Origin of the sequence: Mesorhizobium sp. L48C026A00 (assembly GCF_000502375.1) — a bacterium.
Lineage (GTDB): Bacteria > Pseudomonadota > Alphaproteobacteria > Rhizobiales > Rhizobiaceae > Mesorhizobium > Mesorhizobium muleiense.
The window spans coordinates 1-26,500 of sequence record NZ_AYWU01000042.1 but is presented as its reverse complement, the minus strand read 5'-3'; the positions used below and the strand labels follow the sequence as shown (position 1 = coordinate 26,500).

Sequence of the window (26,500 nt, the reverse complement as noted above, 5' to 3'; positions counted from 1 at the left end):
GGACATTCAGATGATCGATCAGAATAACACCACCTCACTCATCGAGCGCGCCAGTGCGGTGATGCCGGGCGGACTGCTCAGCCCGAGCCGCAGGCTGGGCGCGCCGCATGTCTTCGCCCGGGCGCAGGGTGCGTTTCTCTACGACGTCGATGGACACCAGTATACCGACTACCATTGCGGCTTCGGCGCCAACGTGCTTGGCCACTGTCATCCGGCGGTGCGCGAACGCATCGCGGCGGTCTCCCAGGACATCGATCTCGTCGGAGCGGGAACGATGCGGCTGGAGATCGAGGTGGCGGAGGTGCTGGTCGACTGCATTCCTTGCGCGGATCTCGTCGCCTTCTGCAATTCGGGATCGGAGGCGACCTATCACGCCCTGCGCCTTGCCCGTGCCGCCACCGGTCGCAAGCGGATCATCAAGTTCCAAGGCGGCTATCATGGCTGGCACGACTATGTCGCCATGAACGTACAGTCGCACGCGCAGGCGATCGGTAAGTACGACCCCATCAGCGCAGGCATCCTCGATGACGCCGCTCGTCACACCATCGTGCTGCCTTACAACAATGCCCAAGCCGTCGAGGATTATCTCAACGCCAATCCAGGCGAGATCGCGGCGATCATCATCGAGCCAATCGCTCACAACATGGGGTCGGTGATCGCGACGGATGTTTTCCTGCGCGACCTGCGTCGCCTGACCAGCGATCATGGCGTCGTGCTGATCTTCGATGAGGTCATCACCGGCTTTCGCCACGCGCTTGGCGGCTATCAGTCGATTGCCGACGTCACACCTGATCTCGCGACCTTCGGCAAGGCGGCCTCGTCGGGCTATCCCGTCGGCCTGGTGGCCGGTCGTCGCGATCTCATGGAGCTCGTCGGCCGGACCGGGGAGGGATCCGTATTCATGGGCGGTACTTTCAACGGCACGCCGTCGACGCTCGCCGCTATGCAGGCGACGATCGAGGAGCTGTCGAAACCAGGCTTCTACGACCGCCTCTTTGCCCTCGGCGCGTTCATGCGGGCGGAGCTGGAGGGAATTATCGATCGCCTCGGCCTGCCCGCGCAGAGCGCCGGGTTTGGCTCGGTCTGGCTGATCTATTTCCTCAGCGGTCCTTACCGCGACTACCAGGACTTGCTGCGCAACGACGATGTCTTCGATCTCGCATTCCGCAAGGAGATGGTGGCGAACCGGCTGATCGGTCAGCCGCTTCCGCTCAAGCGTCTCTACCTGTCAGGGAGCCATGACCGGGCGACGGTTGAGAAGTCACTGGATGTCATCGAGACAATCCTGCGCAAGCTCTCCGCTGGGAAACCCGCCAGCTCTTAGCTATGTTTCGCAACCTGACTTATAGGATATAAGAGATTCTCATACCCCTATCCGTTGCCGATTCGGTGCGGCCAACATTGCAGCGGTGATCCATGAGCACGATGCAGCCAATCGAGCAAGGCAGTCTGTCGGCGAGAACCTATATCTCGCTGCGGGAAGCCCTGATCGCGGGCAATTTCCGGCCGGGCGAAAGGCTCTTGATGCAGGATCTGGCGCAACGGCTGGGCACCAGCGTCACGCCTGTACGCGAGGCCTGTTTCAGGCTCGTCAGCGAGCAGGCGCTGGAACTGCGTTCGGGGCGGTTCGTCACCGTTCCAGAGCTGACCCGGTCGCGTTACTGGCAGGTCAGGCTCATTCGTATCGCGCTCGAGGGACTAGCGGCCGAGCTCGCCGTCGAGCATGTTTCGGACGCGGACATCGAAAGGCTTGTGGAGATCCATCGTGATTTCGTGGCCGGCGAAACGTCCGGCGATGCCGAACGCGCCCGTCGCGCCAATCGTGAATTCCACTTCGGCGTCTACCGCCTGTCAAAGATGGATATGCTGATCGCCCAGATCGAAAGCCTGTGGGTATCGATGGGGCCGATCCTGAACGTGTATTATCAGCAGGCCGAGAACGATTACATCGGCGCGGAGGAGCACGAGACGCTGATCGAAGCGTTCCGGACCCGCAACAAGAAGGTGGCGCGTAAGGCAATCGAACGCGACATCGTGCGCGGTGGCATGAACCTGTTGCGGTATTTCGACGAGCAGGATGCGGCCGCCAAGCGGGCGTGATCGAAGCCGCCGGTCATTCGCCGGCGACCCCTTCGCACTGGCTTAGGCAGCCCGGAGGCGGGCGGTGGCATCCTGGTCGACGACCCAGACGCCCTGCTCGGCGTCCAACACCAAGGCCACTTTGTAGGATTCGCGAGCCGCTTTGCTTGTTAGCCAGCCGCGGCCAACGCTGGCCGCGACACGACGGACGTCACGTTTGGTCGGGTCGCCATAGCCGCCGCCACCGCAGGCGACGAACTCGATGCGCTCGCCGGCGCGACACGCCTCCTCATGGAACGCAGGCAGTTCCACCAGCTTGCCGTCCGCCCCGCGCTTGGCACTGCGACTGGCCTTGGCGTCACCGCCGCCGAGCACGCCGCGCGGCGGAAAGGTTGTGCCGTCGGCCGAGTAGACCAATGTCATCTCGTGGTCGACGGGATAGAAGACACCCCCTACGGCAGGAGCGCCTTCGAACTCGCCAATGCCTTGCGTGTCCGCCACCACGCCGCGCGATTCAATGATGATGGGATACATGGATTCGTCCACCTCCACGGAATCCAGCGCGATCAGGCCGCCATTCGCCGGCCCGCAATATGTCAACCAGCCATCATAACCGTGACGCGCTCCGCCGCCGGCGTAGCCAATGAAGACCTGGTTGACGTAGGGCTGCCTATCCTTGAACGGGTCCTTGCCTGAAATCACGCCGATCCCTGCTGGCAGGTGCGAGCCGCTCTCGGCCTGGCCATAGGGTTCTCCCATGGTCGAGAACACGCAATTGCCGGCGATGATCAAGCGGTCATTGACATTGGTGGTCGCCACCGACGTGCCAACGGGGTAGCGGGGTTTGCCGACCACGCTTCCCTCCCGCATCAACACCTTGATCCGGCTCTTGGCGCCCTCGTTGTGCGGGATGCCGTCGTCGAGATTGTTGAAGACGCCAATACGGCACGAGCCCGTGCAGGTGTTTTCCGAGAGGTTGAGCCCGCCCGGGACATTATCCATGTTGTCACGCACATCGACCGTGATCTCGCCGGCTTCGGGGTCGACATCGATGGTGATCCTGACCGGGATGCCCCCCTCCGCCACGCCGGGGACAGGGTCATGGCGGACCTCGTAGGAGAACTTGCCCTTCGGCAATTTGGCGATCTCGGCGATTGCGCGCCGCGCACCGTAGTCGAACCAGTCCTCGACAAAAGCCACGAGTGTGTCGCGACCGTATTTTTCGAGCAGTTCCAGCAGACGGCGTCGACCGGTCCTGCAGGCGCCGATCTGGGCGCGGACGTCGCCGAGCCAGATGTCTGGAACCCGATTGCGCATCATGCCGATACGCAGGATGTCCTGCTTCTCCCTGTGCTGTTCGACCACACGCACGCAGGGGAAGTGGATTCCTTCCTCATAAATGTTTTTGGCGAATGGCAGATAGGTCGAAGGTGTCGGCGCGCCGGTGTCGGCGTGATGGGAGAGCGCCACGGCCCAGAACAGCGGCTTGCCATCGAAAAAGATCGGCATCGCCATGATTAGGTCGGCATGATGGGTACCGCCCGTGTATGGGCAGTTGTTGAGGAAAATGTCGCCGTCGGCGATATCGTCGAACAGCTCCGTTATCGGACGCGTCGCCAAATCCATCGACATGACGTGGATAGGCAGCGCGTCCTCGGTGGAAACGAGGCGGTGATCATAGGTAAGGATCGCGCAGCTCAGGTCGCGGGCGTTCTTGATCACCGCCGAGCGGCTGGCTCGCATCACCACCAGCGTCATCTCCCGGACGACGGCCTCGAAGCGGCTCTTGAGAACCGACATCAGGAAGGGATCGACGCGGCGCGTTGGCGTCTCCGGGCGAATGACAGGTGAATCCATTTGATTAAGCCTTGCTCGTGAAGGGTTGAGTCAATCGACGGTCACGACGATGTTGCCTTGCGGGTCGACGCGCCCGCGATGCTTGTCCTTGAGGAAAGCGGTGAACGTCGTCGCCTCCACCAGACAGGGGCCGTTAAGCGCGGCTCCCGCGCCCAGCTGATCCAAGTCGTAGACCGGCAATTGGCTGGTCCGACGCGCTTCATGCAGAAAAACTGGCCGATGGCCTTTGGCGACCGGCGCCATCGCCTGGTTGGCCAGCCTAAAGTCCTTCCAGGCGTCCTGATTAACGCGCTTGCCCACCGCGCGCAGCTTCCAGTTGGTGAATTCGACGACGTCGCGATCGGATCTGATTGAATAGATGCGTTCGTGCATCTGATGGAACGCTTCGACAAGTCCCGGCAGTTTCGCCGTGTCGAGGCGCGCCTCATCGGCCTCGAAATGGACCTCAATCTCCCAGGACTGGTATTCGTAACGACCAAGAAAGGAGAATTCGAATCGCCGCAGGTCAGGCTCAACGCCGGCCTGTTCGAGGAATGCCTCGCCCGACACCTTCAACCGCGCCAGGATATCGGAGACGCCGGCGGCGTCGAAGCGCCGTGTCGAGGTCAGGAAAACCGCGCTTTCCTCGCGCGAGATATCCGAGATCAACCCGCCGAACGCGCTCAATCCGGCCATGAAGCGGGGAATCATGTAGCGTTTCAACCCCAATATGTCGGCCATCTCGGCGATGTGAATGGCGGTCGCGCCGCCACCGCAGACAAAGAAACTGTCGCGCGGGTTGATGCCTTCGCGAATGGTGATTTCCTCGATGGCACCGACCATGTTGTGGTTGCTGGTGGTCTGGATGGCGTAAGCCGCGTCGAGCAGCGAGATGCCGAGCCGCGTGGCGATTCCCGCGACCGCTTTCTCGGCCAGTTCGCGGCTTATCTTGATCCGCCCACCAAGAAAATAGTCCGGGTCAATGATGCCGAGCACGACATTGGCATCGGTAACAGTCGGCTCGGTACCCCCCGCCCCGTAGCATGCCGGCCCCGGCCGCGCGCCAGCGCTTTGGGGACCGACCCGCAGCAGGCCGCCATCGTCGACCCAAGCTATGGACCCGCCGCCGGCGCCAACCGATCTAACATCGACTTTCGCGATGCCCAGCGAATCGTCGTGGATCATGCTGTCCGGGGTCACGATGATCTGGTGGTCACGCAGAGCCGAGACGTCGAAGGTGGTGCCGCCCATGTCGCCGACGATGACATTGGCCTCGTCGCTGAGCGCCAGCGCGGCCATTGGCGCCAGCGTCGGCCCCGACATGACGCTGTAGATCGGCCGCCGCAGCATCTCGGCGGGAGGCATCATTCCGCCAACACAGTTGGCCAGCAGCAGCTCGCCCTGAAAACCCGCCCGCGAAAGCGCTTGCCGCAATTCCTCGATATAGGTGCGCACGATGGGATTGATCGATGCGTCGATGGCGGCCGCGATGATGCGCTTGTACTCGCGCGACATCGGATTGACTTCATGGCTGAGGGTGACCGGAATCTCCGGCCATGCCTGCGCGATAATATCGTGCACCATCATTTCATGGATGGGATTGACGACCGACCAGAGCAAACCGACTGCTATCGCCTCGACGCCATAGCGCCGGAAGTCGGCGATCGCCGACTCGACATCGGATTTCGACAAAGGCGTGAGCTCCCGCCCGCGCGCATCGACGCGGCCCCGCGCCGTCTTCGTCAGGTGGCGCGGAACGTAAGGCTCGGGATAGTCGAGCCGCCACTGGAAGGCACCCTTGCGCGGCCCCTCGCGCAGGACAAGGATGTCTTGGTGTCCTTCGTTGAGGATCAGCCCTACCTTGACAGTTTTGCGCTCGACGAGCGCGTTGGTCGAAACGGTCGAGCCGTGCACGATCAGGTCGATCTCGGCCATGAACGTCGCGGGATCGAGCGCATACCCGGCGGCCGCGACGTGCAGCACATTGATGAATCCTTTCTCGAATTCGCCGGGCGTGGTCGGCGATTTGAAGATCGAGATCTTCCCACCGGGCTCGGAAACCAGGCAATCGGTGAAGGTGCCGCCGATATCGATGCAGACTTGATATGCCATTTAAGGTCCGGAGCTGTTAGCGTTTCTTGTGATCGCGGCCGAGTATCAGGCTTGCCAGAATGATCAGGCCCAAAAGAACCTGCTGCAAATAGCCGTCGACCTGCATGAGATTCATGGCGTTGGAAATGACCGTGATGAACAGGGCGCCGAGCAGAGCCGCCGTGACGCCTCCTTGGCCGCCGGTGAGGCGCACGCCACCGACCACGGCCGCCGCTATCGATTCCAGTGTCAGGTTGCCGCCGAGATTGGGCTCTCCCGATCCCGTGCGCGCGGTGAGCAGCATGGCGCCGATCGCGGCCAGCAGCGAGCAGACCACATAGTCGATCGCAACCACGCGTCCGGTCCGAACGCCCGCCGCCGTCGCCGCGCGAGGGTTAGCGCCGATCAGGTACAGGCCGCGGCCGAACACAGTGAAGCGCAGGACCAGGAACAGCAGCGCGAAACACAGCGCGGCGAACACGATGGGCACCGGAACGCCGATCAGCCGTCCTTCCGCCAAGGCGTCCGTGAAGGCCTCGGGAATGCCCGGCACGGGAAAGCCGCCGCTGACGGTCGATGCCAGCGCCATGACAATGTTGGCCATGCCGAGCGTCGTCACCAGTGGATTGATGCCGATACCAGCGATCAGGAATCCGTTCAGCCCGCCGATCACCAGGCCGACGCCGAGGCCGGCCGCTATTCCCCACAGGATCGGCATATCCCCGGTTCCGGTCATCACCATGGCCGACATGACGCTGACGAGCGAGACGGTAACACCGAGCGACAGGTCGAAGCCCCGCGTCAGCAGCACCATGGTCTGCGCCATAGCAAAGAGTGCGAGATAACTGGTCTGGATCGCGATGTTCCAAAGATTCCCGCTCGAAAGGATGCGCGGGTCGATCAAACCGAGAACCAGTAGGGCCAGGAATATAAGCCCCGGCAGCCTGGCCTGCGCCGCAAGCTGTCGGATATCCGGGCGAGCGCGGTCAAGCACGACCGGAGCCGCGATGTCTGGTCGATCAGACATTGGCCCGCCTCCCCTGAACGATACGGTCGAAAGCCAGCGCGCCGATGAGCACGGTACCCAGTACCAGCGTCTGGAACTTGCTGTCGATCTGCGTGAGATTCATCGCGTTGGCGATAATCGCCAGACAAAGCGCCGCCATGGCGACATTTTCGGCGCGGCCTGAACCGCCCCGCAGTGAAACGCCGCCGATCACCGCCGCCGCGATGGTCTCAAGTCCCAGCGTACCGCCGATCGTGGACTGGCCGGAGCCGATGCGGGCGGTGATCAGGACGCCGGTGAGCGCCGCCAGGATGCCGGACAACGCATAGGCGGTTATCAGCACACGGTGTGTGCGCACTCCCGACAGCCGGGCGGCGACGGCGTTGCCGCCGACGGCGTAGAAATGGCGTCCAAGCGCGATCCGACGCTGCAGAATGATGGCGATGGCGATCACCGCTAATGCGAGCAGCAAGACGGGCGGCAGGCCAAGAACCTGCCCGCGTCCAATGGCGTCGACGAAGACGTCGGAAACGCCGTAAATCGGGATGCCCTGCGTGTAGTAGAGTGTAATCCCGGCGACGATCGACAACGATGCCAATGTGACCATGAAAGGGGACAGGGCAAGGTGCGCCACCAGCGTGCCGTTTACCAGGCCAACACAGGCGCCACTGGCCAGAGCCAGCGCCACTGGTAGGAGCAGTTGGATTCCTTGGGCCTCGGGCATCGCGGCCATCGCCGCGGCCGTGACCACGGACGCCAACGCCATGGTGGCTCCGACTGACAGATCAAAGCCGCCAGTGGTCATGACGATCATCTGGCCGATCGCCGGAACCGCCAGGAAGGCAAAATTGCGCAGGACGTTGAGGATGTTTAGGCGATTCAGAAAACGCGGTTCGATGATCGCGGCCGCCGCCGCGACCGCGATCAGAAGCAGGATGACGATCCCGCCGGTTTCCAGAAAACGTCGCCGAAGCGCATCGGTGCTCATGCCGCCTCCGTGGCATCGGTTTCGGCGTCGAAATAATGGCGCAACACGGTGGCCTCGCTGATGCCGTCGGCTTCGAGTTCGGCGACTATGCGCCCTTCGCGCATGACGTACACTCGGTTGGCCAGGTGAACGAGCTCAGGCAGTTCAGACGATGACAGCAGGATCGCTGCGCCATTCTCCACCAGGCTTTTCATAAGCCGGTAGACCTCGCTTTTGGCGCCGACATCGATGCCGACTGTGGGTTCATCGAAGATGTGAACCGAGACCGGTCTCATCAGCCCCCGCGCCAGCACGAGTTTCTGCTGGTTACCGCCGGAAAAGGACGACGCCGCGCGTTCGGGCGCCATCGGTCGCAGACCCAGTGTTTTCAACGGAGCGGCTATCGCCCGGCGCTCGCGCCAGGACTTGAGCAGTCCGCCCTGGGACAGTCTCGGATCATCCAAGGCGGCCATGGTCACGTTCTCGCGACCCGGGCGGCTAAGGGCAAGTCCTTCGGCGCCCCGATCAGCCGGATAGTAACATAGTCCGGCACGCAGCATGCTGTGCGGCGCGGGTGCTCGCACTACTGCGCCGTGAAGTTCGATCTCACCGGACGTCACCCGCTCCAGGCCGAACACGGCCCGACAAAGTTCGCTGCGGCCGCAGCCAACCAGACCGGCCAGGCCGACGATTTCTCCAGCCCTGACCGTAATGGAGGCATCGGATAAGGTGCCGGAGACACGCAGCCCCCTGGTCGCCAGCACGACATCGGAGGGGCGCTGGCTGATTGACGGGTACAGTCTTTCGACCGGCTGGCCTACCATCATCTCGATGAGCGTCGCGTCGGATGCCGCAGCGATGGCCAAGGTGTCGATCTTGCGCCCTCCTCGCAGCACCGTGACGCGATCCGCGAGCCGGCGGATCTCTGCCATGCGGTGCGACACATAGATGATACCGACGCCCCGCGCCTTGAGGCCAGCGATGGCGGCGAAGAGTTTTTCCGCTTCGCCGTCGGTAAGCGACGCGGTCGGTTCGTCGAGGATGAGTATCTTGGCGTCCGAGAGCATGCCCTTGGCAATCTCGACCATTTGCTTTTGCGCACGGGTCAGCGATTCAATCTGGCTGTCCAGCTGTACGTTAAACCCTATTTCACGGAAGCGCTCCTCCGCGCGGGCGCGCATTTCGCGCCGGTTCAGGAAAAGCCTTCCTTTCAACTCGCGTCCGAGAAACAGGTTCTCCTCCACCGTGAGGTCGGGAACGAGACTGAATTCCTGGAACACCGCCGCGACCCCGGCATCGCGGGATTTTTGAGGTGTGAGCGCGGAAACGGTTTCCCCGGCGATACGGCACGAGCCTTCGCTCCAGCCGTATGATCCCGCTATCAGATTGATGAGCGTCGACTTGCCGGCGCCGTTTTCGCCGAGAAGGGCATGGACCTCACCGCTCAGCAGCGTGAAATCGACGTCATCAAGCGCGACCACCCCCCCGAAACGCTTGGTCATACCCGTAAGTTCAAGCATCGTTGATACCACCGACATCGAAGCAAAAGGGCGGCGGCCGAGGCTGAGGCCCGCCGCCCATTGAAGATGCGACTATTGCACCGAAAATTCAGGCTTCCACCCATCGGGCGCGAAAATCTGTGTCGGGTCGATCTTGTCGATGTTGTCCTTGGTCACAATGCCCGGCGCGACCAGCAGAACCTTCTCATGGTCCTTCTTTTCCAAGGCACGCACCGCGAGGTCGACACTGATGCGCCCCATCATAACCGGATATTCGGCGGCGAAGCCAAGCACCTTGGCTTCCTTCACCAGCTTCATCATCGTCTGGTTCTCGTAGGACGACATGATGACGACGTCGTCACGGCCGGCGTCGGCGACGGCGCTGACGGCGGCTTCCGCCGCCGCGGCCCCGCCCCAGATGACATTGAGGTCGGGATAGGTCTGCAGGGCGTCCTCGACAAGGCGTAGGCTCTGCGGAACCCCAGGCTCACCATAGAGCTCGGCCGCGAGCTTGATATTGCCGGTTTTGGTGCTGTCGCGGAAGCCCGCCATGTAGCTCTCCGCCCAACCCGAACCCTGCGGGCCTGGCAGGCCGATCGCGGTCGTCTTTTTATCGCCGAGGTACTTCTTGAGGTACTCACCTTCCTGAAAACCCTTCTGGTAGGTGTCGGGGGTGATGCGCGCGGTGATCGGGGTCTCGAGAATTGGGTTGGCGACCGCGATCTGGACCAGCCCCTTGGAGTTGCCTTCCTTCAGCTTGGCTGCAAGGCCGGCTTCCGAGATCGCGGCGACGAGGATGCCCTGGGCGCCGGATGCGACGCAATCATCATACTGCGACAGCTGCTTTGGCAGCGCGTCATAGCCGCCGGCCTGCAGCACAGTCACCTTGACACCCAGACGCTTTGCTTCCTCCACGATGCCATAGTCGACGGAGACCCAGTAGCTGTCCTTGAGGTGCGGAAACAAGACGCATAGGCGCCAGGGCTTCTCGGCCTTCTCCAGCGGCACGTAATCGAGTGCCTCGACTTTTTTCAGATCGACGCCTTTGGCCGCGTTGATCTTGAAGGGCCACCAATCCTTGGCTTGGGCGGCGTTGGGCAGGACGGCCACGCTGGTGACGAAAGCCGCCGCCAGGATGGATTGGAAAGCGTGATTCTTGGTCATGTGATTCCCCATTTTCGTGTGTTCCCGGGTCGGAGCCGGCGATTTCGCCGGCTCCGCGGTCTGCCTTGGGAGCAGAGAGACTTGCTGGTGCGATCGTAGTCACCGTCTAGGCGAGTGCGCCTTCAGGGCCGTCCGCGCCGTTGTTTCATTCACAGCGCCACCGTACTACTTATAAGTTATAAGTCAATAGCGTTTTTCATTAGCCGATGCTCAGCCGGGCCGGTGTCTTCAATCGCGGTATCGCCGCCTCGACCGGCATCACGATCCAGTTGACGAAAGACGAGGCCAGAGACAGCAGCCATGCAACTGGCCTCGGCGACGTCCTCCGGGCTTCCTCACGACCGACCGGTATGCGGCTTTCGATCGAGCTCGCTGATCTCAAGCGCCAGCGAATATGTCAGATCGTCAGCGCGGCCTTCGAGGCCGAATACAGAGTTATTGGTCAGCAACCCCACTTTGCTATCCACCAAATTGTCATAGGATCTTCAGGCAGGTGATGTGCCCAGTGCATTCGCGTGCTGCACAGCCGCACCATCACCCGCACAGCAGCGTCCCATAACAGGCTGCTGTCGGATGATTGTTGAAGTGACGGTGCTGTCCACGCGCACCACCTTGCCTTTCCAACTTCTCTCGCCTGGCGCTTGCCAGCAGTACCTTGTTGATTTCTTCCCAGGTCGGCGCCCGGATTGCGCTTGTTGTCTTGCGACTTTTTTGTGGTCCATCCCCCGGCAACCGGGCAAAGGCCCGCAACGAGACGGAGGCTTCCAAATGGAACGCCGGTTCCTGATGCTTAGTCGGCGGTGCTGCTTGAGCAGGGGCAGGGCAGCACAGCCTCCGGCGGCAAGCCCTCGCGGCCGGTTCCCTTGAGAGCGTGCCGGCGCAAGTCCCGCGTCACCAGGCTCGCAGCTCGCGATGCACGTCCAGCCATTGCGACATGGTTTGCAACTCACAGCCGATCCCGTGTCCGGCGAACAGTTCGAACACTGATTGGTCGGTTCGTTCTTGGCGCATTGTGCAGCACTGCTGGCATTACTGGCTTTGCGGGGGATGACGAGTCGATCTATGCGGCAGTATGATGTCCCTATCGGAATAGCCGGTCCGCCTTATCGGTCGTCACACCCGCATATCGCTCCGCTTCTACGGAACATCCCATCACGCGAGGAAATACATGACCACCGTGCGCAGTATCGCCAATCTAGCCGTTGTGTCGACGGCGCGGCGCTTGAGCCAGTCCACCGGCTGTAACCTGCGTCACAACTTGATCCACAGATCCTAGGCGATGACCACGTTGTTCGTCATCATTTGATGGGGGCGGGGCATTGGCCCAAAAGCGAGCCGCCGCAAACTGTGCGGTTGCCAATACGTAATGGAGTGAATTGGAATGATCATCGTAACAGGCGCCACGCACGGGATTGGGCGGGCCTGCGTGGAGAAACTTGCGTCTGCCGGTTCCAGAGTGGTGGCGACCGGCCGAGATGCAGAAGCGGGCGCGGCGCTCGAACGCGCCAATCACGGCGTCACGTTCGTTGCCGGTGACGTCATCCGTGAAGACGATTGCCGCCGTGTCGTCGACCGTGCGCTTGAACTTGGCGACGGCCGGCTCGCGGGGCTCGTGAACAATGCCGGCACGTCGAAGCGCATTGCCTTCGCCACCGCCACCCAGGACGATTGGGATGAGGTCCTTGCGGTTAATGCACGCAGCGCCTTTTTCTTCATCCGTCATGCGCTGGAAGGCTTGCGGCACGGGAGGGGTTCAGTCGTCAACATGGCCAGCATCGCCGGAAAGACGGGCGAAGAAGGGCTCGCCGCCTACTGCGCCTCGAAGGCCGCGGTCATCGGCCTGACGCAGGCGCTCGCGCTGGAATTCGGCGAGGAGATCCGCTTCAACGCTGTCTGCCCCGGCCAGATCGAAACGCGCATGATGGGCAAGATCATAAGCGATGCACTACGCAAGAAGCAGCTCGAACTGCGGATCCCTGCCAACCGCTTCGGTGCCCCTGAAGAGATCGCGGATGTCGTCGCTTGGTTACTTTCGGATCAATCGACCTATGTCAACGGCACGGTTGTGACTGTAGACGGCGGGGAAACGGCCGGCCTGCGCACACCGCGCGTCGCGCAGGTCGATGGTGCTTAGAGGGCATCAGCTCAGCCGGAGCCGCGCTCGTCGAAATAGCGCAGAAAACTAGGCAAGCCTCGCTGGATGTCGTTCTCGATCGCGTCACGGGCCTTCTTCCTGTTGCCAGCCCTCAAGGCCTCGATGAGATGGTCATGTTCTTCCGCGCCGGTATAACCGCGCGGAATTTCCTGATAGTAAACGTTAAGGATTGGACCCATCGAGGCCCACATGCTTTCGATCTGTCCGATCAGCATCGGCATACGCGATAGGCGGTAGACGCCGAAGTGGAAAGCGCGATTGGAGGATCGCGCTTCCTTGATATTACTGGCCTTTTCGCTCATTACGAATGAGGCGCGGAAGGTCTCAAGCTGTTCGAGATCGGCGGGGGTAACATGGTCGGCAGCGTGTTCTGTCGCAAGCCCTTCAAGCGCCACGCGGATCAGCTTGATCTGAATGTAGCGGGCGCGGCTGAGGTCTGGCACCGTGACGAACCTGCCGGAGCGCAATTCGAGTGCCTGCTCGCTGACGAGCCGCAGACAAGCTTCGCGCACCGGCGTAATGCTGGTTCCGAGCTGCTCAGCAAGATCCTGCATGAGGAGACGATCGCCCGGCGCGAAATTGCCGATGATCAGGCCTTCCCGCACCTTGTTGTAAATCCGCCCGGACAGGCTGCCCATCTCATCGGGCTGCATCTTCATAGCGCCCATGGGAATTCTCCTCGTCTCTGTTGCAGCTCTACGGAAATGTCCAATAGACGTTTTACAAGATATAACATGCCAACTATATTTCCTGATTGAGTGGTAGACAAGTACATATAATGTTAATCATTTGCAACAAACAAATAAACTTTCATAATTATCTATGAACGGATTATTTCAGACATATGAAAATCAAGTAACCCCTTTCCGATTCTGATCCTGACAATGGAATTGGACAACAGAAGCAGGCGCGATCTCATCTGCGTGGCATGAGATGATGGGCGAGAGATGATGACACTGAAGGAGCCGGGGGAGCTTACGGTGTCAATTTCTATGTCTGCGCCTATGTCTGATGACAGAAGTTTCCATATTCTTGAGGCGGCTCCGAACCGGCTGGACCGACGATGACGTCGGCACCGTCGACACTGAACCGGCAGACCGGCAAGTCCAAGAGCTGCATATGGCGTTGGCAGAGCGCTTCGCCGCCGAAGGCTTCAACGGCTGTTGCGCGACAAGACGCGGCCCTCGCGTATTGCGGCTTTCGGGCCCGAAGCCCGCCGAGCGCGATACTGATAACGCCGTGAGAGGAATCGGACGACGGGCCAGAATTATGAAATACATTGCGGCATTATATAATTTTAGACATTTCAGTAACAAATAGAGTTAACATTCTCTTCACTTGAATTTGGGGCTTGTTATTCAATTAATTAGGACGGTCGAAACCCCGGCAAGATCAAGCGGGGTAGTCGAAATCCAATTTTGCTGGTGCTTGTTGAGGGATGCAACGGGCGTTGGCGGCGTGCACGTGCACTGTGAAGCAGCACTCAGCGCGCCGAAAAACGGCTTCCCAACAGGAGATTGATTTGGACTATGTGCAATATTTCGCCGAAAGAATCGAGCAACTCAAAGGCCGCGGCGACTATCGTGAATTTGCCGATCTGGAGCGTCAGTCTGGCAACTTCCCAAAGGCCTGGCTCAATGGGCCCGACGGCCGAAAAGAGATAACCATTTGGTGCACTAATGATTATCTCGGCATGGGGCAGCACCCCAAAGTGTTATCGGCAATGAAGCGCGCCATCGATGCAAACGGCGCAGGATCGGGAGGATCCCGCAACATTGGTGGCACCAACCATTATCATGTCTTGCTGGAGCGGGAGCTTGCAGATTTTCACAATAAGGAAGCAGGATTGATTTTTGTTTCCGGCTTCAGCTCAAACGATTCATCATTGAGTACATTAGCATCGTTGATGCCGAACACAGTTATATTTTCTGACGCGCACAACCATGCTTCGATTATCAGTGGATGCCGCAACAGCCGGGCGGAAAAGCGCGTCTTCCGGCATAACGATGTTGCGCATTTGCGGGAACTTCTGGGCAGTGTAAATCCTGCAAGACCCAAGATCGTTGTTTTTGAATCGGTATATTCAATGGACGGTGACATTTCACCGATCAAAGATATCTGTGACATGGCGGACGAATTTGGCGCAATGACGTTTCTGGATGAAGTTCATGCATCGGGAATGTACGGTCCGAAAGGCGCCGGCATTGCCGCGGAACTTGGCATCATGAATCGTCCAACCATCATCGAAGGGACGCTGGGTAAAGCGTTCGGCTCGATGGGGGGTTATGTGACCGGACCGGCTTCCATTGTTGACAGCATACGAAGCTTCTCGAGCGGTTTCATTTTCACCACGGCGCTTGCGCCAGCGGTGGCGGCTGGTGCGCTGGCTGCGCTCCGCCATCTTCGCGATTCAGATTCAGAACGAATTGCTCTGCGCCGGCAAACGAACCTTTTAATTGGATTGCTGAAAGAGGCGGGCATCCCGGTCATGCCGACTGAAAGCCACATCATTCCTGTGCTTATTGGTGATCCATTCCGTTGCAAGGAAGCGTCCCGTCAGCTTTTAGATCAGCATGGGATATACGTTCAGCCAATTCTGGCGCCGAGTGTTCCAGCGGGAACCGAGCGGTTCAGGGTGACGGTTACGCCCGCCCATAGCACGACAGATATTCGGACGTTCGTCGATGCGCTCAGGCAGGTTCTGCTGCGGGACAATCTTGGCAAGGCTGCCTAAGGCAAAATGCTGGGAATGACAGGGCGGCGCAGCCTCAGACCTGATTGTGTCAGCCGGGCAGACCGCAAGGGTTGAGCCATTTTTCAATAATAAACCCGGGAGCGCACCCACCATGCTACGGCGATGCCGGCGTCCATCCCGTCGAGGAGATGCAGGATGTCGTATGCCATTAAAGAGCTGATATCCGCTAGTACCTCTGCACTGAGGATTTGACGGGTTGGGTGGGTTGAAGAGTGGGCAGGCTGTTGATGGTCGACAAGCAGTTCGATGCTGCAGGCGAGGCCCGGCTGCCTGCCGCTTCGTGGAAATGAGTGGAGACAGCGCTCAGCGAAGAGCCGCGCTCCGGCGCGGAGCGCAAACTCACGGCAAGGAAGAAGCCTTTAGGCGCTAGCAGACTTTGATTGCCACGAGATCACACACCAATCACCTAACCTCGCTTGAACGGGGCAAGCCTCCGACGTTCGTTGAGACGCTCTGTACGACACCGCCGGTAATCAAAACGCTGCAACAAATCCTTCAAATCAATTTACAAGATCTTTACGACCGCCAGTCGTGATAATGGTACGTTCACCGGAAGTCTGACGTCCGGCACGGCCAACAAAAGTGATGCCGACTACCCTCGTACCGCCGCACAGCACGCAACATCGGGTTAACAGCAATGGTAAGAAGAGCGCTCATCTTGGTTGAAGGTCATAGGGGTACTGGTCTTCTATACGTCCAAGCGGCTCAGTGTCTTGGTCTTCATCCAATTACTCTGGCGGCTGATCCAGCTCGGTACGACTATCTTGCGGCGGAAAACGTTGAGGCAATCCGTGTCGATACTGACAATCTCGATGCGTTGATCCGCGAATGTTCCCGGCTGCGTGCGACCCACGACATTGCTGGCATTACTGGCTTTGCGGGGGACCACGAGTCGGTCTATGCGACAGTTTGCAAGCTTTGCCGGCATTTCGATCTACCGGGACCGAACCCTGAATCGATTGAACGAAGCTGCGATAAATTCAATCAACGCCAGCTCCTCGCGCAGGCCGGCGTCCCAATACCTGCTTATCGGTTGGCAACGAATGCGGCGGAGGTAGAAAGCTCGGCTGCGGAGATCGGCCTGCCCGTGATTCTTAAGCCAGCAGTAGGCAGCGGCAGCATCGGTGTCCGATTGTGCTGCAGCGTCGAAGACGTAGCCGAACATACGACTTATCTGTTGGGCGGAAAGCACATATGGCGGTCTGCGCCGAAAATACTCGTCGAAGAATTCGCACAGGGCCCGTTCTATAGTACCAATATTATGGGAAACGAGGTCGTTGCGATTTGCGCCAATGACTTTGGTCCCCTCCCGCATTTCGTTATTCGTGAGGTGACCTATCCGGCCCTGCTGACTGAAGAGGAGCGTGAGCGCATCGCCGATGTTTCGCTGAGCTGTTTGCGAGCTCTCGGCCTTGGCTGGGGGCCAACGAACATTGAACTCCGGTGCACGAAACGCGGTCCAGTCGTCATTGAAGTCAATCCGCGTCTTAGTGGCGCGCCCGACCCTCAACTGGTCCAGTTGGCTTACGGTATCGATCTCGTCACCGAGCACATCAAGCTTGTCATTGGCGAGGAATGGAATCTGCGCAAAAAGCATTCGCACACTGCGGCCGCGCGGTTCCTGCTTCCTGATCAAGATGGCACCCTCGACTGGATCGGTGGCGAAACTCAGGCAGCTGCTATACCAGGTGTCGCCGAGGTCAAATTGAATGTTGAACCCAAGACGCCGATCGTCAGGAAGGGCGATTTCCGAGACTGGATTGGACATGTCATTGCCACTTCACCCGGCCTTGCTGAAACCGAGGCCACCCTTCAGCGCGCCGTCGACTTGATCGATTGGTCGATCACCCCTTTTCCGGCCGTTGGCGAACAGGCACAATCTGCATGCGGCGACAAATAAGAGGTGATCGAGAGGATGAGGTTTTGTGGGGCGTTCGGGCGGCCCACCGGTTCTGTTCGGTTCGTGATTGTCGTTCGGCTACCATCGCTTAGAGAGTGAAGTGCCACTATGTCCGAACAACAATTGCTGACGCTGCCGATGTGGCGCGTCGATCACATCGAGCCCCTCGCCCGAGATGTTGGCGCTACGCGCGCCAACGATCCGATCCACCGCGTGCGCTTCCCGGGCGGGCGTGCGGCTGGCGTTGTCGCTGGGCGCTCGCCCGAACTCGGGAGGCTGCACGATAGCTGGGACAAACGATCCTGGCAGGATTCAACGCCCGAAAATCTCAGTCAAGTAGTCGATGAACACTCGCATCTTCTGCGGTGTATGGCGTGGTTGTGCATAAAAGGCGTAGATTGGTTGCTCCACGGGTTCGTAGTCTGGCAGCAGATGCACCAGACGGTTTTCCGCAATGTCCTCTGCAACCAAAAAATCCCCTGGCAATGAATAGCCATATCCGGTCAGGCAAGCATTTTTCACTGCCCGCGCGGAGTTCATCGTAAAGTGTTGCAAAACTTCGAAATTGATGATTTCACCTAAATATCTAAACTGGTGTGTTCGTCCCCATTCTCCGCTGACTTGCGCGACCGATGGGTAGTTTCTGGTTTCGTCGAGTCATTTGGGCACCCCAGACCTTCGGCAAAAGCCGGGAGAGGCGACAAATACTATTTTTTGCGTAAATATCTTCTGTGCGATCATAGTTGAATCGCTTAATGGACCGACTCGAATCGCAACATCGTAATGCTCTTCGATAAGATCAACCAAGCGGTTGCCGACATCAAGTGAGATGTCTAGCTGGTGAAATCTTCGCAAAAACTCCGGCAAGGCTGGTGCTAGGCATTCGTTGCCAAAAGCCGTAACGCACGACACCGCAATTGCCCGCGCGGGGTGTCGTGGCGCTCCCGAACCACGCTCCGCATGTTATCAAGCTCCAGCGGGTTCGAGGGGGTCTCGATCCACACGAGGCCCGTGGGGGCGGCACCCACGGCCGTGCGCAGCGCGTCCAGGTCGCGCATGTCGACGGCGACGAAATCGAACCGGCTTCCGATATCGGTTTCGTCAATCAGCGATCGGATGCCGAAATACATGTCGTCCGGCACGACAATGCGATTGCCCTTGCGGGGGTGCGCCTAGAACACCGCCGTAATGGCGCCCATGCCAGACGAGAAGGCGACAGCGGCGTGACCTCCTTCAAGCGCGGCCATCGCCGTTTCGAAGGCGTTCCGCGTCGGGTTGGCATCCCTGGTCATAGCCCGACGGGTAGCCACCGTCCGCACTCCGTTCGAAGGTCGTACTGGGATGGAAGGGGGTCGTGACGGCGCCGGTGAAAGGATCGACACCCCGACCCGCATGTATCGCTTTGGTTTCGAGTTGCATGGAGCACCTCCTTAGGTGGATCTGAGAGGGAAGACGGCAGGAATGGCCAAAAGCAGACCGATTCCCTGTGTCACTGAAGGCCGCTCGCGCAGAACCTTAATGGCCAGCACGATCGTCGCGACCGGATAGAGCGAGGCGACGGCCGCGGTTTCGGCCAATCCTCGGTGGCGAAAGACCATCAGCAACAGGTTTGCAATTCCATCGAGAAGGCTGGCCACGGCGGCAATGCTGAGGCCGCACGGGCAAGACGCGTGGCTTCGGCACCCCGGGCGGCACCGCCAAGAAAGTCGCCCGCACCGAATGCGACGGCAGCGAGACCTGCAGCCATCACTCTCATGCGTGGAACACCGCAGGATGCGTGGGGCAAATCGCGGATGCGTGTCCACCCGCCCCATTGCGGGCCGTGGTTCCTGCTGAACGGCAATTGCTCCACAGACGATGAGCCGGCGCATCTTCATCGATCCCTGGGACTACGTGATGACGCGGTTGAAGGGTCCGCCCCGGTCGACGCCGCGCGGAACTCCGGTTGCTCGTACGCGATGCCGTCGATCCGGCTAATCAGCCCGTGAATGTCGCCCAGCACCCAGAGGTCTCTCACCTTGCCGTCCTCGAATGTGAAGATCGGCATGCCGTACCACCACACGTGCCGACCGGTGGGGGCGCGACCGAACAGCGGACGGCGATGGATTCCGTGGAAGCGGAGCTTCGCTGCGACCCGATTTCCCTCCCCGACCATTTCCAGGATGTCGGATGTGTAGTGATCGAGAGAGCTTGTCACCCATCTGACATAGTCAGCGAACGCACTGTGCCCCACGAGAACCGGGCCGAGCGACCCGCGGAAAGTGAACCCCTCATGAAAGATTGCCGGGATCAAGTCGACGGCCGCGTGATCCCACATGTCCTTGTAGAACACCCGGACGATCTCTTTCTGCGGGCTGAGCTCGATGTCGTCGAACGTCATCACCTTCTCATGCTCATCGGGCGCGATACTCATGAATGCCTCCTTTTGCCGCTTGATATCGAGCATTCGAACCGGAACGCCCGTGGAACCAGCCGATCCGTACCGGCCACGGACCATCCGGTAGGTCATGGTCAGGGCAGCGCCTTCCGGTAGCGAATAGCCGGTCCCGCACTGACCGCCTGTGCCGCATGTACGATGGCGTTGGTGTCTAGGCCGTGGTGACGGTAGAGGTCCGCAATCGTGCCGGTCTGACCAAAGTGCTCGACCCCAAGCGCCTTGACGCGATGCCCGTTCACGCCGCCGATCCACGCAAGCGTCGCCGGGTGACCATCAATTGCGGTAACGATCCCGCAATCTCGCGACAGCGGCGCCAGCATCCGCTCGACGTGGCTAAGGGCGCCGGTCGTTCCGCGCTGGCGGGCACGCTCCGCTGCCTGCCAGCCCGCGTTCAGCCGGTCGGCTGACGTGATTGCCATCAGCCCGACGTCGCGCCGGTCCTCTGCCAGAAGCCCCGTCGCTGCAATCGCCTCCGGCGCGACAACGCCTTGATAAGCGATCACCACGCTGGCGTTCGGCCCAGGCGGTCGCAGCCAGTAGGCGCCATTGACGATATCCCGTGCCAGGTCCGGCCTCATGTCGCGCAGCGGCTGCTCGAGCGGCCGGGTGGACAAGCGCAGATAGACCGACCCTCCGGTCTGATCACGCAGCCATGTCGTCTCGTCCGGATCTCCTTCGCCGTTGCGCTGCATGTAATCGAACGCGAAGCGCATGATCACGGACAGCTCGTCGACGAAGGCCGGTTCGAAGGCGCAAAGCCCATCCTGCGCCATGCCGATCAGCGGGGTGCCTATCGATTGGTGCGCCCCGCCCTCCGGCGCCAGCGTCACGCCGGAGGGCGTGGCGACCAGCATGAAACGCGCGTCCTGGTAGCAGGCATAATTCAGTTGATCGGCGGAACGATAGATGAACGGGTCGTAGACCGTCCCGATCGGCAGCAGACGGACGCCGTTGATCGAATGCGATAGTCCGAGCGCCCCGAGCATGATCATCAGGTTCGACTCGGCGATCCCGAGCTCGAGGTGCTGCCCCTTCGGTCCGAACTCCCAACTGTAGGTGGAGGGGATGCGTTCGGCCTTGAAGGTGTCCGCCATGGTCTCCCGGGCGAAAAGGCCGCGCCGGTTGACCCAGCCACCGAGATTGGTCGAGACCGTCACATCGGGCGAGGTGGTGACAATGCGGTCGGCAAGCAGACTGCGCTCGCGTGCGATGTCGTTCAGGATCTGGCCGAAGCCCATCTGGGTCGAGAGCGGCTTGCCGGGCTGCCCCGGTGACGGAAGGGTTTCGGGCACCGGCACCGACGGCGCCGACAGCCTCCTACGCCCCTCACTGAAAAACGGCGCCTTTGCGAAGAAGGCGTCAAGTTCCGCTTCCGGCAAGGTGGCGGCCGCCCATTTGTCCCACTCCTCACCCCGCTTGACGCCCATCTGCAGGCGGTAGTCTTCCATCTGCGTGGGCGTCATCTGCCCCGCGTGGTTGTCCTTGTGTCCGGCAAGCGGCAGACCGTAGCCCTTGATGGTGTAACAGATGAAGCAGACGGGACGGTCATGCCTGGACGCCGCCTCGAAGGCTCCGAGGAGGCTCGGCATGTCATGCCCGCCAAGGTTCGTCATCAACGCCTGCAACTCGTCGTCGGAGCGGCGTTCGATCAGAGTGGTGACCGGCCCTTGGTCTCCGATCTCGTCGAGCAGCCGCTTGCGCCAGGCAGCACCCCCTTGAAAGGTCAGCGCCGAATAGAGCTGGTTCGGACAGCGCTCTATCCACTCGCGCAGCTTCTCGCCCCCCGGCTCGGCAAAGGCAGCCTCTTGCAGAGCGCCGTGGCGCAGGACCATCACATCCCAGCCGAAGTTGCGAAAAATCTGCTCGAACCGCTGCCAGAGGCCCTCCCGGATCACGGCGTCGAGCGACTGGCGATTGTAGTCGACCACCCACCAGCAGTTCCTGAGCCCGTGCTTCCAGCCTTCGATCAGGGCCTCGTAGATGTTGCCCTCATCCATCTCGGCGTCGCCGATCAGGCTGACCATTCGGCCCTCGGCACGCTCCTTCATCCAGCCGTGACCCGAGACGTAGTCCTGCACCAGCGACGAGAACAGCGTCTGAGCAACGCCGAGACCCACCGACCCGGTCGAGAAGTCGACATCGTCGACATCCTTCGTCCGCGAAGGGTAGCTCTGCGCGCCCTTGTAGCCGCGGAAGTTCATGAGCTTTTCGTGGGTCTGGTTGCCCGCCAGATACTGAAGTGCGTGGAAGATCGGCGCCGCATGGGGTTTGACCGCCACCCGATCCTGCGGGCGCAGGACCGAACCGTAGAGCGCGGTCATGATGGTGCTCAGCGACGCGGACGAGGCCTGATGCCCCCCGACCTTGATCTCATCGCCCTCGCGGACGTGGTTGGCGTGGTGGATCGTCCAGGCTGCGAGCCAGGAGACGCAGCGCTCGATCTCGTTCAGATATTCCAGTTTCCTCGTCATTCAGTTTCCCGCAAATCAGCTGCCGGTCTCACGGGACCCCGCCCAAATGGTCAAAGATCGAGTTTCAACACACCCGTCGCGCGTGACACGCAGGGGATGAAGCGGTGGCCGCGTGCGTCCTTGGATAGGACGGAATCCCGATGGATCGGCTGTCCCGCCAGCATTGCGCATTCGCAGGTCCCGCACACCCCGTTCTCACACGAGGCCAACAACGGCACCCCGGCCGCACGCAGGGCGGCGAGCGCCGTGGTCTCCGCCGAAACCTCAACCACCCTGCCCGCACGGAGTTCTATGATGAATGGTTCCGGTGGCGCGCCATCAAACTCGGGAGGCTGGAAAGTTTCGAAATGAACTGTGCCCTCGGGCCAGTGTTCAGCCGCGCGCCCCACAGCCGCCATGAACCCAGGCGGCCCGCAATAGTAAGCCTGCGCCTCGGCCGAATGGTTCGCCAACAGGGCGGCGATGTCCTGCCGGGTCGCCGTCTCGTCGTCGAAATGAAGCCGAACATTGCCGCCAGGAAGATCGCCCTCGATCACCGGCAAGAGTGGCGTGAGCGCCCGGCTGCGGGTGAAATAGTGCAACTCGAAGGGCTTGGCCTGCCGGGTGAGCGCGCGCGCCATGGCCAGAACCGGGGTGATCCCGATCCCCCCTGCCAGCAGCAAAGTCGGCCCCTCGCCTGGCGTGAGCGCAAAATGGTTGCGTGGCGCGGAGACAGGCAGTGTGGAGCCGACGGCAATGGTTTCGTGGATCCACGCCGAGCCGCCACGGCCGTCATTCTCGCGCTTCACCGCGATGGTGTAGCGGCTGAGCTCGGTCGGGTCGCCGCAAAGAGAATACTGACGCACCTTCCCTTCAGGCAGATGGACATCGACGTGAGAACCCGCCTCGAACGGCGGCAGCACAGGTTTGCGCGGGTGTTTCAGGTCGATGACCAGCACGTCGCCCGGCTCCTTGCGGACGGCGGTCACGGTCAGCTTCATGATGATGCGGGGTGAGGCCATGGCGTTTCACTCGTCGATGGGCAAGATCAGATCACCGGGGCGGATCACGCCCCCGACCTCGATCGCGCAGTTCAGGCCGGAGCGGTTCAGAAGCCCCTCGTAAAGGCCCGGCAGCCCCAGCAATTCCTCGATATACTTGCACGGGAAATTCATCCGGGCGGCCCTCAGGACAGTTTCTCCGACCCGGAAGCGTTTGCCGACAAGATGGCCTAGCGGAGCGCCTCGTGTCGTCAGATTGCGCCGGTGATCTTCGGGCGTGAGCTTGGCCTTGAAGCCCGGTATCTTGGGTTCGCCCTGCGCGATGGCGTCCAGAACTTCGGCTTCGATCAGTGTCACCTCGCGAACGTCGGGACGCGCGGAATAGGTCCCCGTTCCCAGGTAGTAGCGGTCGCCGACAATCCCGCGCCCGGCAACGAGCTGCGCCTCCGCCAGCTCCTCCATTTCGTAGGAGGCAGCCGGCGCGATATGGATGTGAATTAGCTTTCCTCGCCAGGTCATCATCGCTCTCGGAAATTCGTCTCGTGGAAATCTGCTGCAAAACTGGCCTGATCAACAGCGCCAGTTGCATGGCGTTTTCCCGGTCCAGTTGGCTGTTGCAAAGAAATACGGGGGGCCTTCGGACCGTTTTCAGCGCCAGCTTTCGACGTCCCCCTGTCTCAGTTATCCCGCCCCGGCATCGCGTCTTGCACCTGCTTGACAACCTCTCGCAGGACCTCAACGCCCTTCCCGATCTGCCTAATGCTCAAGGCGGCATAGCCCATGACAAGACCGACGCGATCGGTGCGGCCTTCGTCCGATAGCGGTTCGTAGAGCGGCGAGATCAGGTGTAGCCCCAGGCCAGCGTCTCGGGCGGATTCGACCAAGGCCGTTTCCCGCGATCGTGGCAGGTCATTGAACCAAACGGCGACGTGCAGTCCCGCATCTGCTCCCTGGACAGTGATGCGATCGCCGAAGCTGCGCTGTAAGGCGCACAACAACGTTTCCCGACGCTCGCCGTTCAGCCTGCGCACACGGCGCACATGGCTTTCGTAGCCGCCGCTCTCGATCAAAGATGCCAGAGCTTCCTGTTCAGCCACCGGCGAATGCCGGTCCGCGAATTGTTTGGCGGTTGCGAAGACCTCCTGCAATTCGGGCGGGACGACGAGGTAGCCGATGCGCAGCATTGGCGAGAGCGTCTTGGAGATCGTGCCGAGATAGATGACAGCCCCGTGGTCCTCGAGACTGTGCAGCGGTGGAACCGGATTGATGTCGTAGCGATATTCGCTGTCGTAGTCGTCCTCGATCACATAGGCGTTGTTGTGCCGCGCCCATTCCAAGAGTTGGTGGCGGCGCGCAATCGGCATGACGCCGCCCAGCGGAAACTGATGCGATGGCGTGACATAAGCCAGTCGTGCCCCGATCCCCGCCAGCAACTCGGTCTTCATCCCGTCTTCGTCGACGATGACCGGGATGGGCGAGGCGCCTGTGCTGGCAAAGACCTGACGCGCCATCCTGTAGCACGGATCCTCTATGACGAAGCTGTCGGCGGGATCGAGAAGCAGGCGCGCGCACAGGTCGAGGCCCTGCTGCGAACCGTTGACGATGATGATCTGCTCGAGGTCGCAGCTCACGGTTCGGGCGCGCCAGAGATAGCCCTGCAACGCTTGGCGCAGCCGGCGCGAGCCGCGAGGATCGTCATAGGCAAGACGCAACGGGCGCTGCGCCATCGCCTCGTTCATCGCGCGTTTCCAGATCAATGCAGGGAAATCCGACGGCGCCAGGTCACCATAGCGGAAATCGACCTTTAGCGCGTTCGGCAGATAATCTGGCCAGGGCGGTGTGGCGCGCAGTCGTCCCCCATAGGCGGACAGAAGAACCTGGCCGACCCGTTTCGCGGAAATGCGGCTTGTCTCAGGGCCGATCAACGAAGACACAACGCGAGGTCGTGCGCCTTGACGGACTTCGATGAAACCTTCCGCAGCCAGTTGCTCATAGGCGACCGTCACCGTCGTTCGCGAAACCCCAAGGTCATTTGCGAGGCCTCGGGAGGACGGCAGCTGACTGCCGGTTTCGTAGACACTTCCGAGGATCTGCTCGCGAAGAGCCTCGTAGATCTGGCGTGCACCCATCGCNTGACTGCCGGTTTCGTAGACACTTCCGAGGATCTGCTCGCGAAGAGCCTCGTAGATCTGGCGTGCACCCATCGCTTGCGTGCGACCTGCAGAACCGGCACTTGAAGACTGGACCATCTCTTTCATCGCCAACTGGATATTTCACATCGGCCAGTTTGCCGTCAATCTTTTCGGAACCCAAGAAAGATCTCAGAGGCCGAATGACCCACAAATATCAATCCGAAACCGATGCTCCCGCACGGTCGCTCAACAAGACCGGTCTCGGCTTCGCCACCCGGGCGATCCATCATGGCTACGATCCGGCCGGCTTTTCCAATGCCGTTCAGCCGCCAGTCTTCTTGACCTCGACCTATGGATTCGAAAGCGTGGCAGCGAACGAGGCCGCCGCCGCGCTTGGCGGAAGGCTCTATGCGCGCGAATACAATCCGACGACGGAGATCCTCGAGCAACGGCTCGCCAATCTGGAAGGAGCCGAGGCGGGGCTGGTTGTTGCCTCGGGGATGGCGGCTTTCGGCACACTGATCCTGTCGCTCCTGTCCCAAGGCGATGAACTCATCGTCCACAAGACACTTTATGCGAACACGCTTGCCATGGTCGAACAGGCGGCCCCCCGCTTCGGCATCAAGGTCGTCGCGGTCGACCTGTCCGATCCTCACAATCTCGACGCCGCGATCACCGAGCGGACCCGGCTGGTTTTCTTCGAGACGCCGGTGAATCCGCTGAGCCGCATCCTCGACATCGCTGCCATTGCCGAGCGCGCCCATGCGCGCGGTGTAAAGGTTGCAGTGGACAGCACATTCGCCTCGCCCGCGCTCCAGCGCCCGCTCGAACATGGGGCCGACATCGTGCTCCACTCGCTGACCAAGTACATCAACGGTCATGGCGATGCCCTTGGCGGGGCGCTTCTCGGCGACGCGCAAACGCTCCGCACGCTGCACGAAACAGGCCTGCGCTACATCACCGGCGCAGCGCTCTCGCCCATGTCAGCCTTCCTGATACTGCGCGGTCTGAAGACGCTCACGCTGCGC

General features: G+C 60.8%; 20 protein-coding genes and 4 pseudogenes. 8 read left to right on the top strand and 16 right to left on the bottom strand.

What is annotated here, in order from left to right; translation table 11 throughout:
• The first annotated feature begins 10 nt into the window (after positions 1 to 10).
• Both X738_RS77475 and X738_RS77470 read left to right on the top strand, forming a co-directional pair.
• Entirely contained in the window at positions 11 to 1,324 is a 1,314-nt protein-coding gene (locus tag X738_RS77475; protein ID WP_023803547.1) for an aspartate aminotransferase family protein, read from the top strand.
• A gap of 92 nt (positions 1,325 to 1,416) precedes the next feature.
• On the top strand, positions 1,417 to 2,100 hold the full coding sequence (locus X738_RS77470; protein ID WP_031256927.1) for a GntR family transcriptional regulator: 684 nt from the start codon (positions 1,417 to 1,419) through the stop codon (positions 2,098 to 2,100).
• Between the two features lie 42 nt (positions 2,101 to 2,142).
• Here the strand turns inward: X738_RS77470 and X738_RS77465 are convergent, their stop codons facing one another.
• From X738_RS77465 to torT, 6 genes are all read right to left on the bottom strand, one after another.
• Positions 2,143 to 3,936: a hydantoinase B/oxoprolinase family protein gene (locus X738_RS77465; protein ID WP_023803545.1), complete on the bottom strand. Its 1,794-nt coding sequence runs from the start codon at positions 3,934 to 3,936 to the stop codon at positions 2,143 to 2,145.
• A gap of 30 nt (positions 3,937 to 3,966) precedes the next feature.
• Positions 3,967 to 6,027: a hydantoinase/oxoprolinase family protein gene (locus X738_RS77460; protein ID WP_023803544.1), complete on the bottom strand. Its 2,061-nt coding sequence runs from the start codon at positions 6,025 to 6,027 to the stop codon at positions 3,967 to 3,969.
• Between the two features lie 16 nt (positions 6,028 to 6,043).
• The gene (locus tag X738_RS77455; protein ID WP_023803543.1) at positions 6,044 to 7,033 is read right to left on the bottom strand and encodes an ABC transporter permease; all 990 of its coding nucleotides are present in this window, start codon (positions 7,031 to 7,033) and stop codon (positions 6,044 to 6,046) included.
• On the bottom strand, positions 7,026 to 8,000 hold the full coding sequence (locus X738_RS77450; protein ID WP_023803542.1) for an ABC transporter permease: 975 nt from the start codon (positions 7,998 to 8,000) through the stop codon (positions 7,026 to 7,028). The genes X738_RS77455 and X738_RS77450 overlap by 8 nt, the downstream gene beginning before the upstream one ends.
• Positions 7,997 to 9,481 (bottom strand): sugar ABC transporter ATP-binding protein, encoded by a 1,485-nt coding sequence (locus tag X738_RS77445; RefSeq protein WP_023803541.1) that lies wholly within the window; start codon positions 9,479 to 9,481, stop codon positions 7,997 to 7,999. The genes X738_RS77450 and X738_RS77445 overlap by 4 nt, the downstream gene beginning before the upstream one ends.
• Before the next feature lie 90 nt (positions 9,482 to 9,571).
• Positions 9,572 to 10,642 (bottom strand): TMAO reductase system periplasmic protein TorT, encoded by a 1,071-nt coding sequence (gene torT, locus X738_RS77440; protein ID WP_023803540.1) that lies wholly within the window; start codon positions 10,640 to 10,642, stop codon positions 9,572 to 9,574.
• A 206-nt stretch (positions 10,643 to 10,848) separates the two neighbouring features.
• Between torT and X738_RS86455 the strand changes: the two genes are divergently transcribed.
• A complete protein-coding gene (locus X738_RS86455) occupies positions 10,849 to 11,139 on the top strand; it encodes a hypothetical protein (RefSeq protein WP_023803539.1) in 291 nt (96 codons plus the stop codon).
• Between the two features lie 26 nt (positions 11,140 to 11,165).
• Here X738_RS86455 and X738_RS77430 read toward each other — a convergent pair.
• Positions 11,166 to 11,653 (bottom strand): annotated as a pseudogene (locus tag X738_RS77430) (ISNCY family transposase); the annotation flags it as partial.
• Between the two features lie 370 nt (positions 11,654 to 12,023).
• Here X738_RS77430 and X738_RS77425 point away from each other — a divergent pair.
• Positions 12,024 to 12,776 (top strand): SDR family NAD(P)-dependent oxidoreductase, encoded by a 753-nt coding sequence (locus X738_RS77425; protein WP_031256924.1) that lies wholly within the window; start codon positions 12,024 to 12,026, stop codon positions 12,774 to 12,776.
• An 11-nt stretch (positions 12,777 to 12,787) separates the two neighbouring features.
• Here the strand turns inward: X738_RS77425 and X738_RS77420 are convergent, their stop codons facing one another.
• Entirely contained in the window at positions 12,788 to 13,465 is a 678-nt protein-coding gene (locus X738_RS77420; RefSeq protein WP_023803536.1) for a GntR family transcriptional regulator, read from the bottom strand.
• A gap of 854 nt (positions 13,466 to 14,319) precedes the next feature.
• On the opposite strand from X738_RS77420, the gene hemA reads away from it, so the two are divergent.
• From hemA to X738_RS87895, 3 genes and pseudogenes are all read left to right on the top strand, one after another.
• Positions 14,320 to 15,531 carry a 5-aminolevulinate synthase gene (gene hemA / locus X738_RS77415; protein WP_023803535.1) on the top strand — a complete coding sequence of 404 codons (1,212 nt, stop codon included), beginning with the start codon at positions 14,320 to 14,322 and terminating at the stop codon, positions 15,529 to 15,531.
• A gap of 658 nt (positions 15,532 to 16,189) precedes the next feature.
• On the top strand, positions 16,190 to 17,452 hold the full coding sequence (locus X738_RS0144425; RefSeq protein ID WP_031256921.1) for an ATP-grasp domain-containing protein: 1,263 nt from the start codon (positions 16,190 to 16,192) through the stop codon (positions 17,450 to 17,452).
• A gap of 108 nt (positions 17,453 to 17,560) precedes the next feature.
• Positions 17,561 to 17,740, top strand: a pseudogene (locus X738_RS87895) (cytochrome P450); the annotation flags it as partial.
• A gap of 24 nt (positions 17,741 to 17,764) precedes the next feature.
• Here the strand turns inward: X738_RS87895 and X738_RS87890 are convergent.
• From X738_RS87890 to pdxR, 8 genes and pseudogenes are all read right to left on the bottom strand, one after another.
• A pseudogene (locus X738_RS87890) lies at positions 17,765 to 18,364 on the bottom strand (substrate binding domain-containing protein).
• A pseudogene (locus tag X738_RS81410) lies at positions 18,328 to 18,699 on the bottom strand (PLP-dependent transferase). Before X738_RS81410 ends, X738_RS87890 begins: the two co-directional pseudogenes overlap by 37 nt.
• A gap of 183 nt (positions 18,700 to 18,882) precedes the next feature.
• Positions 18,883 to 19,089, bottom strand: coding sequence for an EamA family transporter (locus tag X738_RS77400; protein WP_023803528.1), 207 nt, complete (start codon positions 19,087 to 19,089; stop codon positions 18,883 to 18,885).
• 236 nt (positions 19,090 to 19,325) lie between these two features.
• Entirely contained in the window at positions 19,326 to 19,898 is a 573-nt protein-coding gene (locus tag X738_RS0144415) for an ester cyclase (RefSeq protein ID WP_245277857.1), read from the bottom strand.
• A gap of 65 nt (positions 19,899 to 19,963) precedes the next feature.
• Positions 19,964 to 22,360, bottom strand: a complete 2,397-nt coding sequence (locus tag X738_RS77395; RefSeq protein WP_023803526.1) for a hypothetical protein — start codon at positions 22,358 to 22,360, stop codon at positions 19,964 to 19,966.
• 50 nt (positions 22,361 to 22,410) lie between these two features.
• Positions 22,411 to 23,361 (bottom strand): PDR/VanB family oxidoreductase, encoded by a 951-nt coding sequence (locus X738_RS77390; protein WP_023803525.1) that lies wholly within the window; start codon positions 23,359 to 23,361, stop codon positions 22,411 to 22,413.
• Between the two features lie 6 nt (positions 23,362 to 23,367).
• A complete protein-coding gene (locus X738_RS77385; RefSeq protein ID WP_031256917.1) occupies positions 23,368 to 23,859 on the bottom strand; it encodes an MOSC domain-containing protein in 492 nt (163 codons plus the stop codon).
• A gap of 158 nt (positions 23,860 to 24,017) precedes the next feature.
• Entirely contained in the window at positions 24,018 to 25,598 is a 1,581-nt protein-coding gene (gene pdxR / locus X738_RS77380) for a MocR-like pyridoxine biosynthesis transcription factor PdxR (protein WP_023803523.1), read from the bottom strand.
• A gap of 74 nt (positions 25,599 to 25,672) precedes the next feature.
• On the opposite strand from pdxR, the gene X738_RS77375 reads away from it, so the two are divergent.
• On the top strand, positions 25,673 to 26,500 hold an 828-nt coding region (locus X738_RS77375; RefSeq protein WP_023803522.1), incomplete at its 3' end, for a trans-sulfuration enzyme family protein.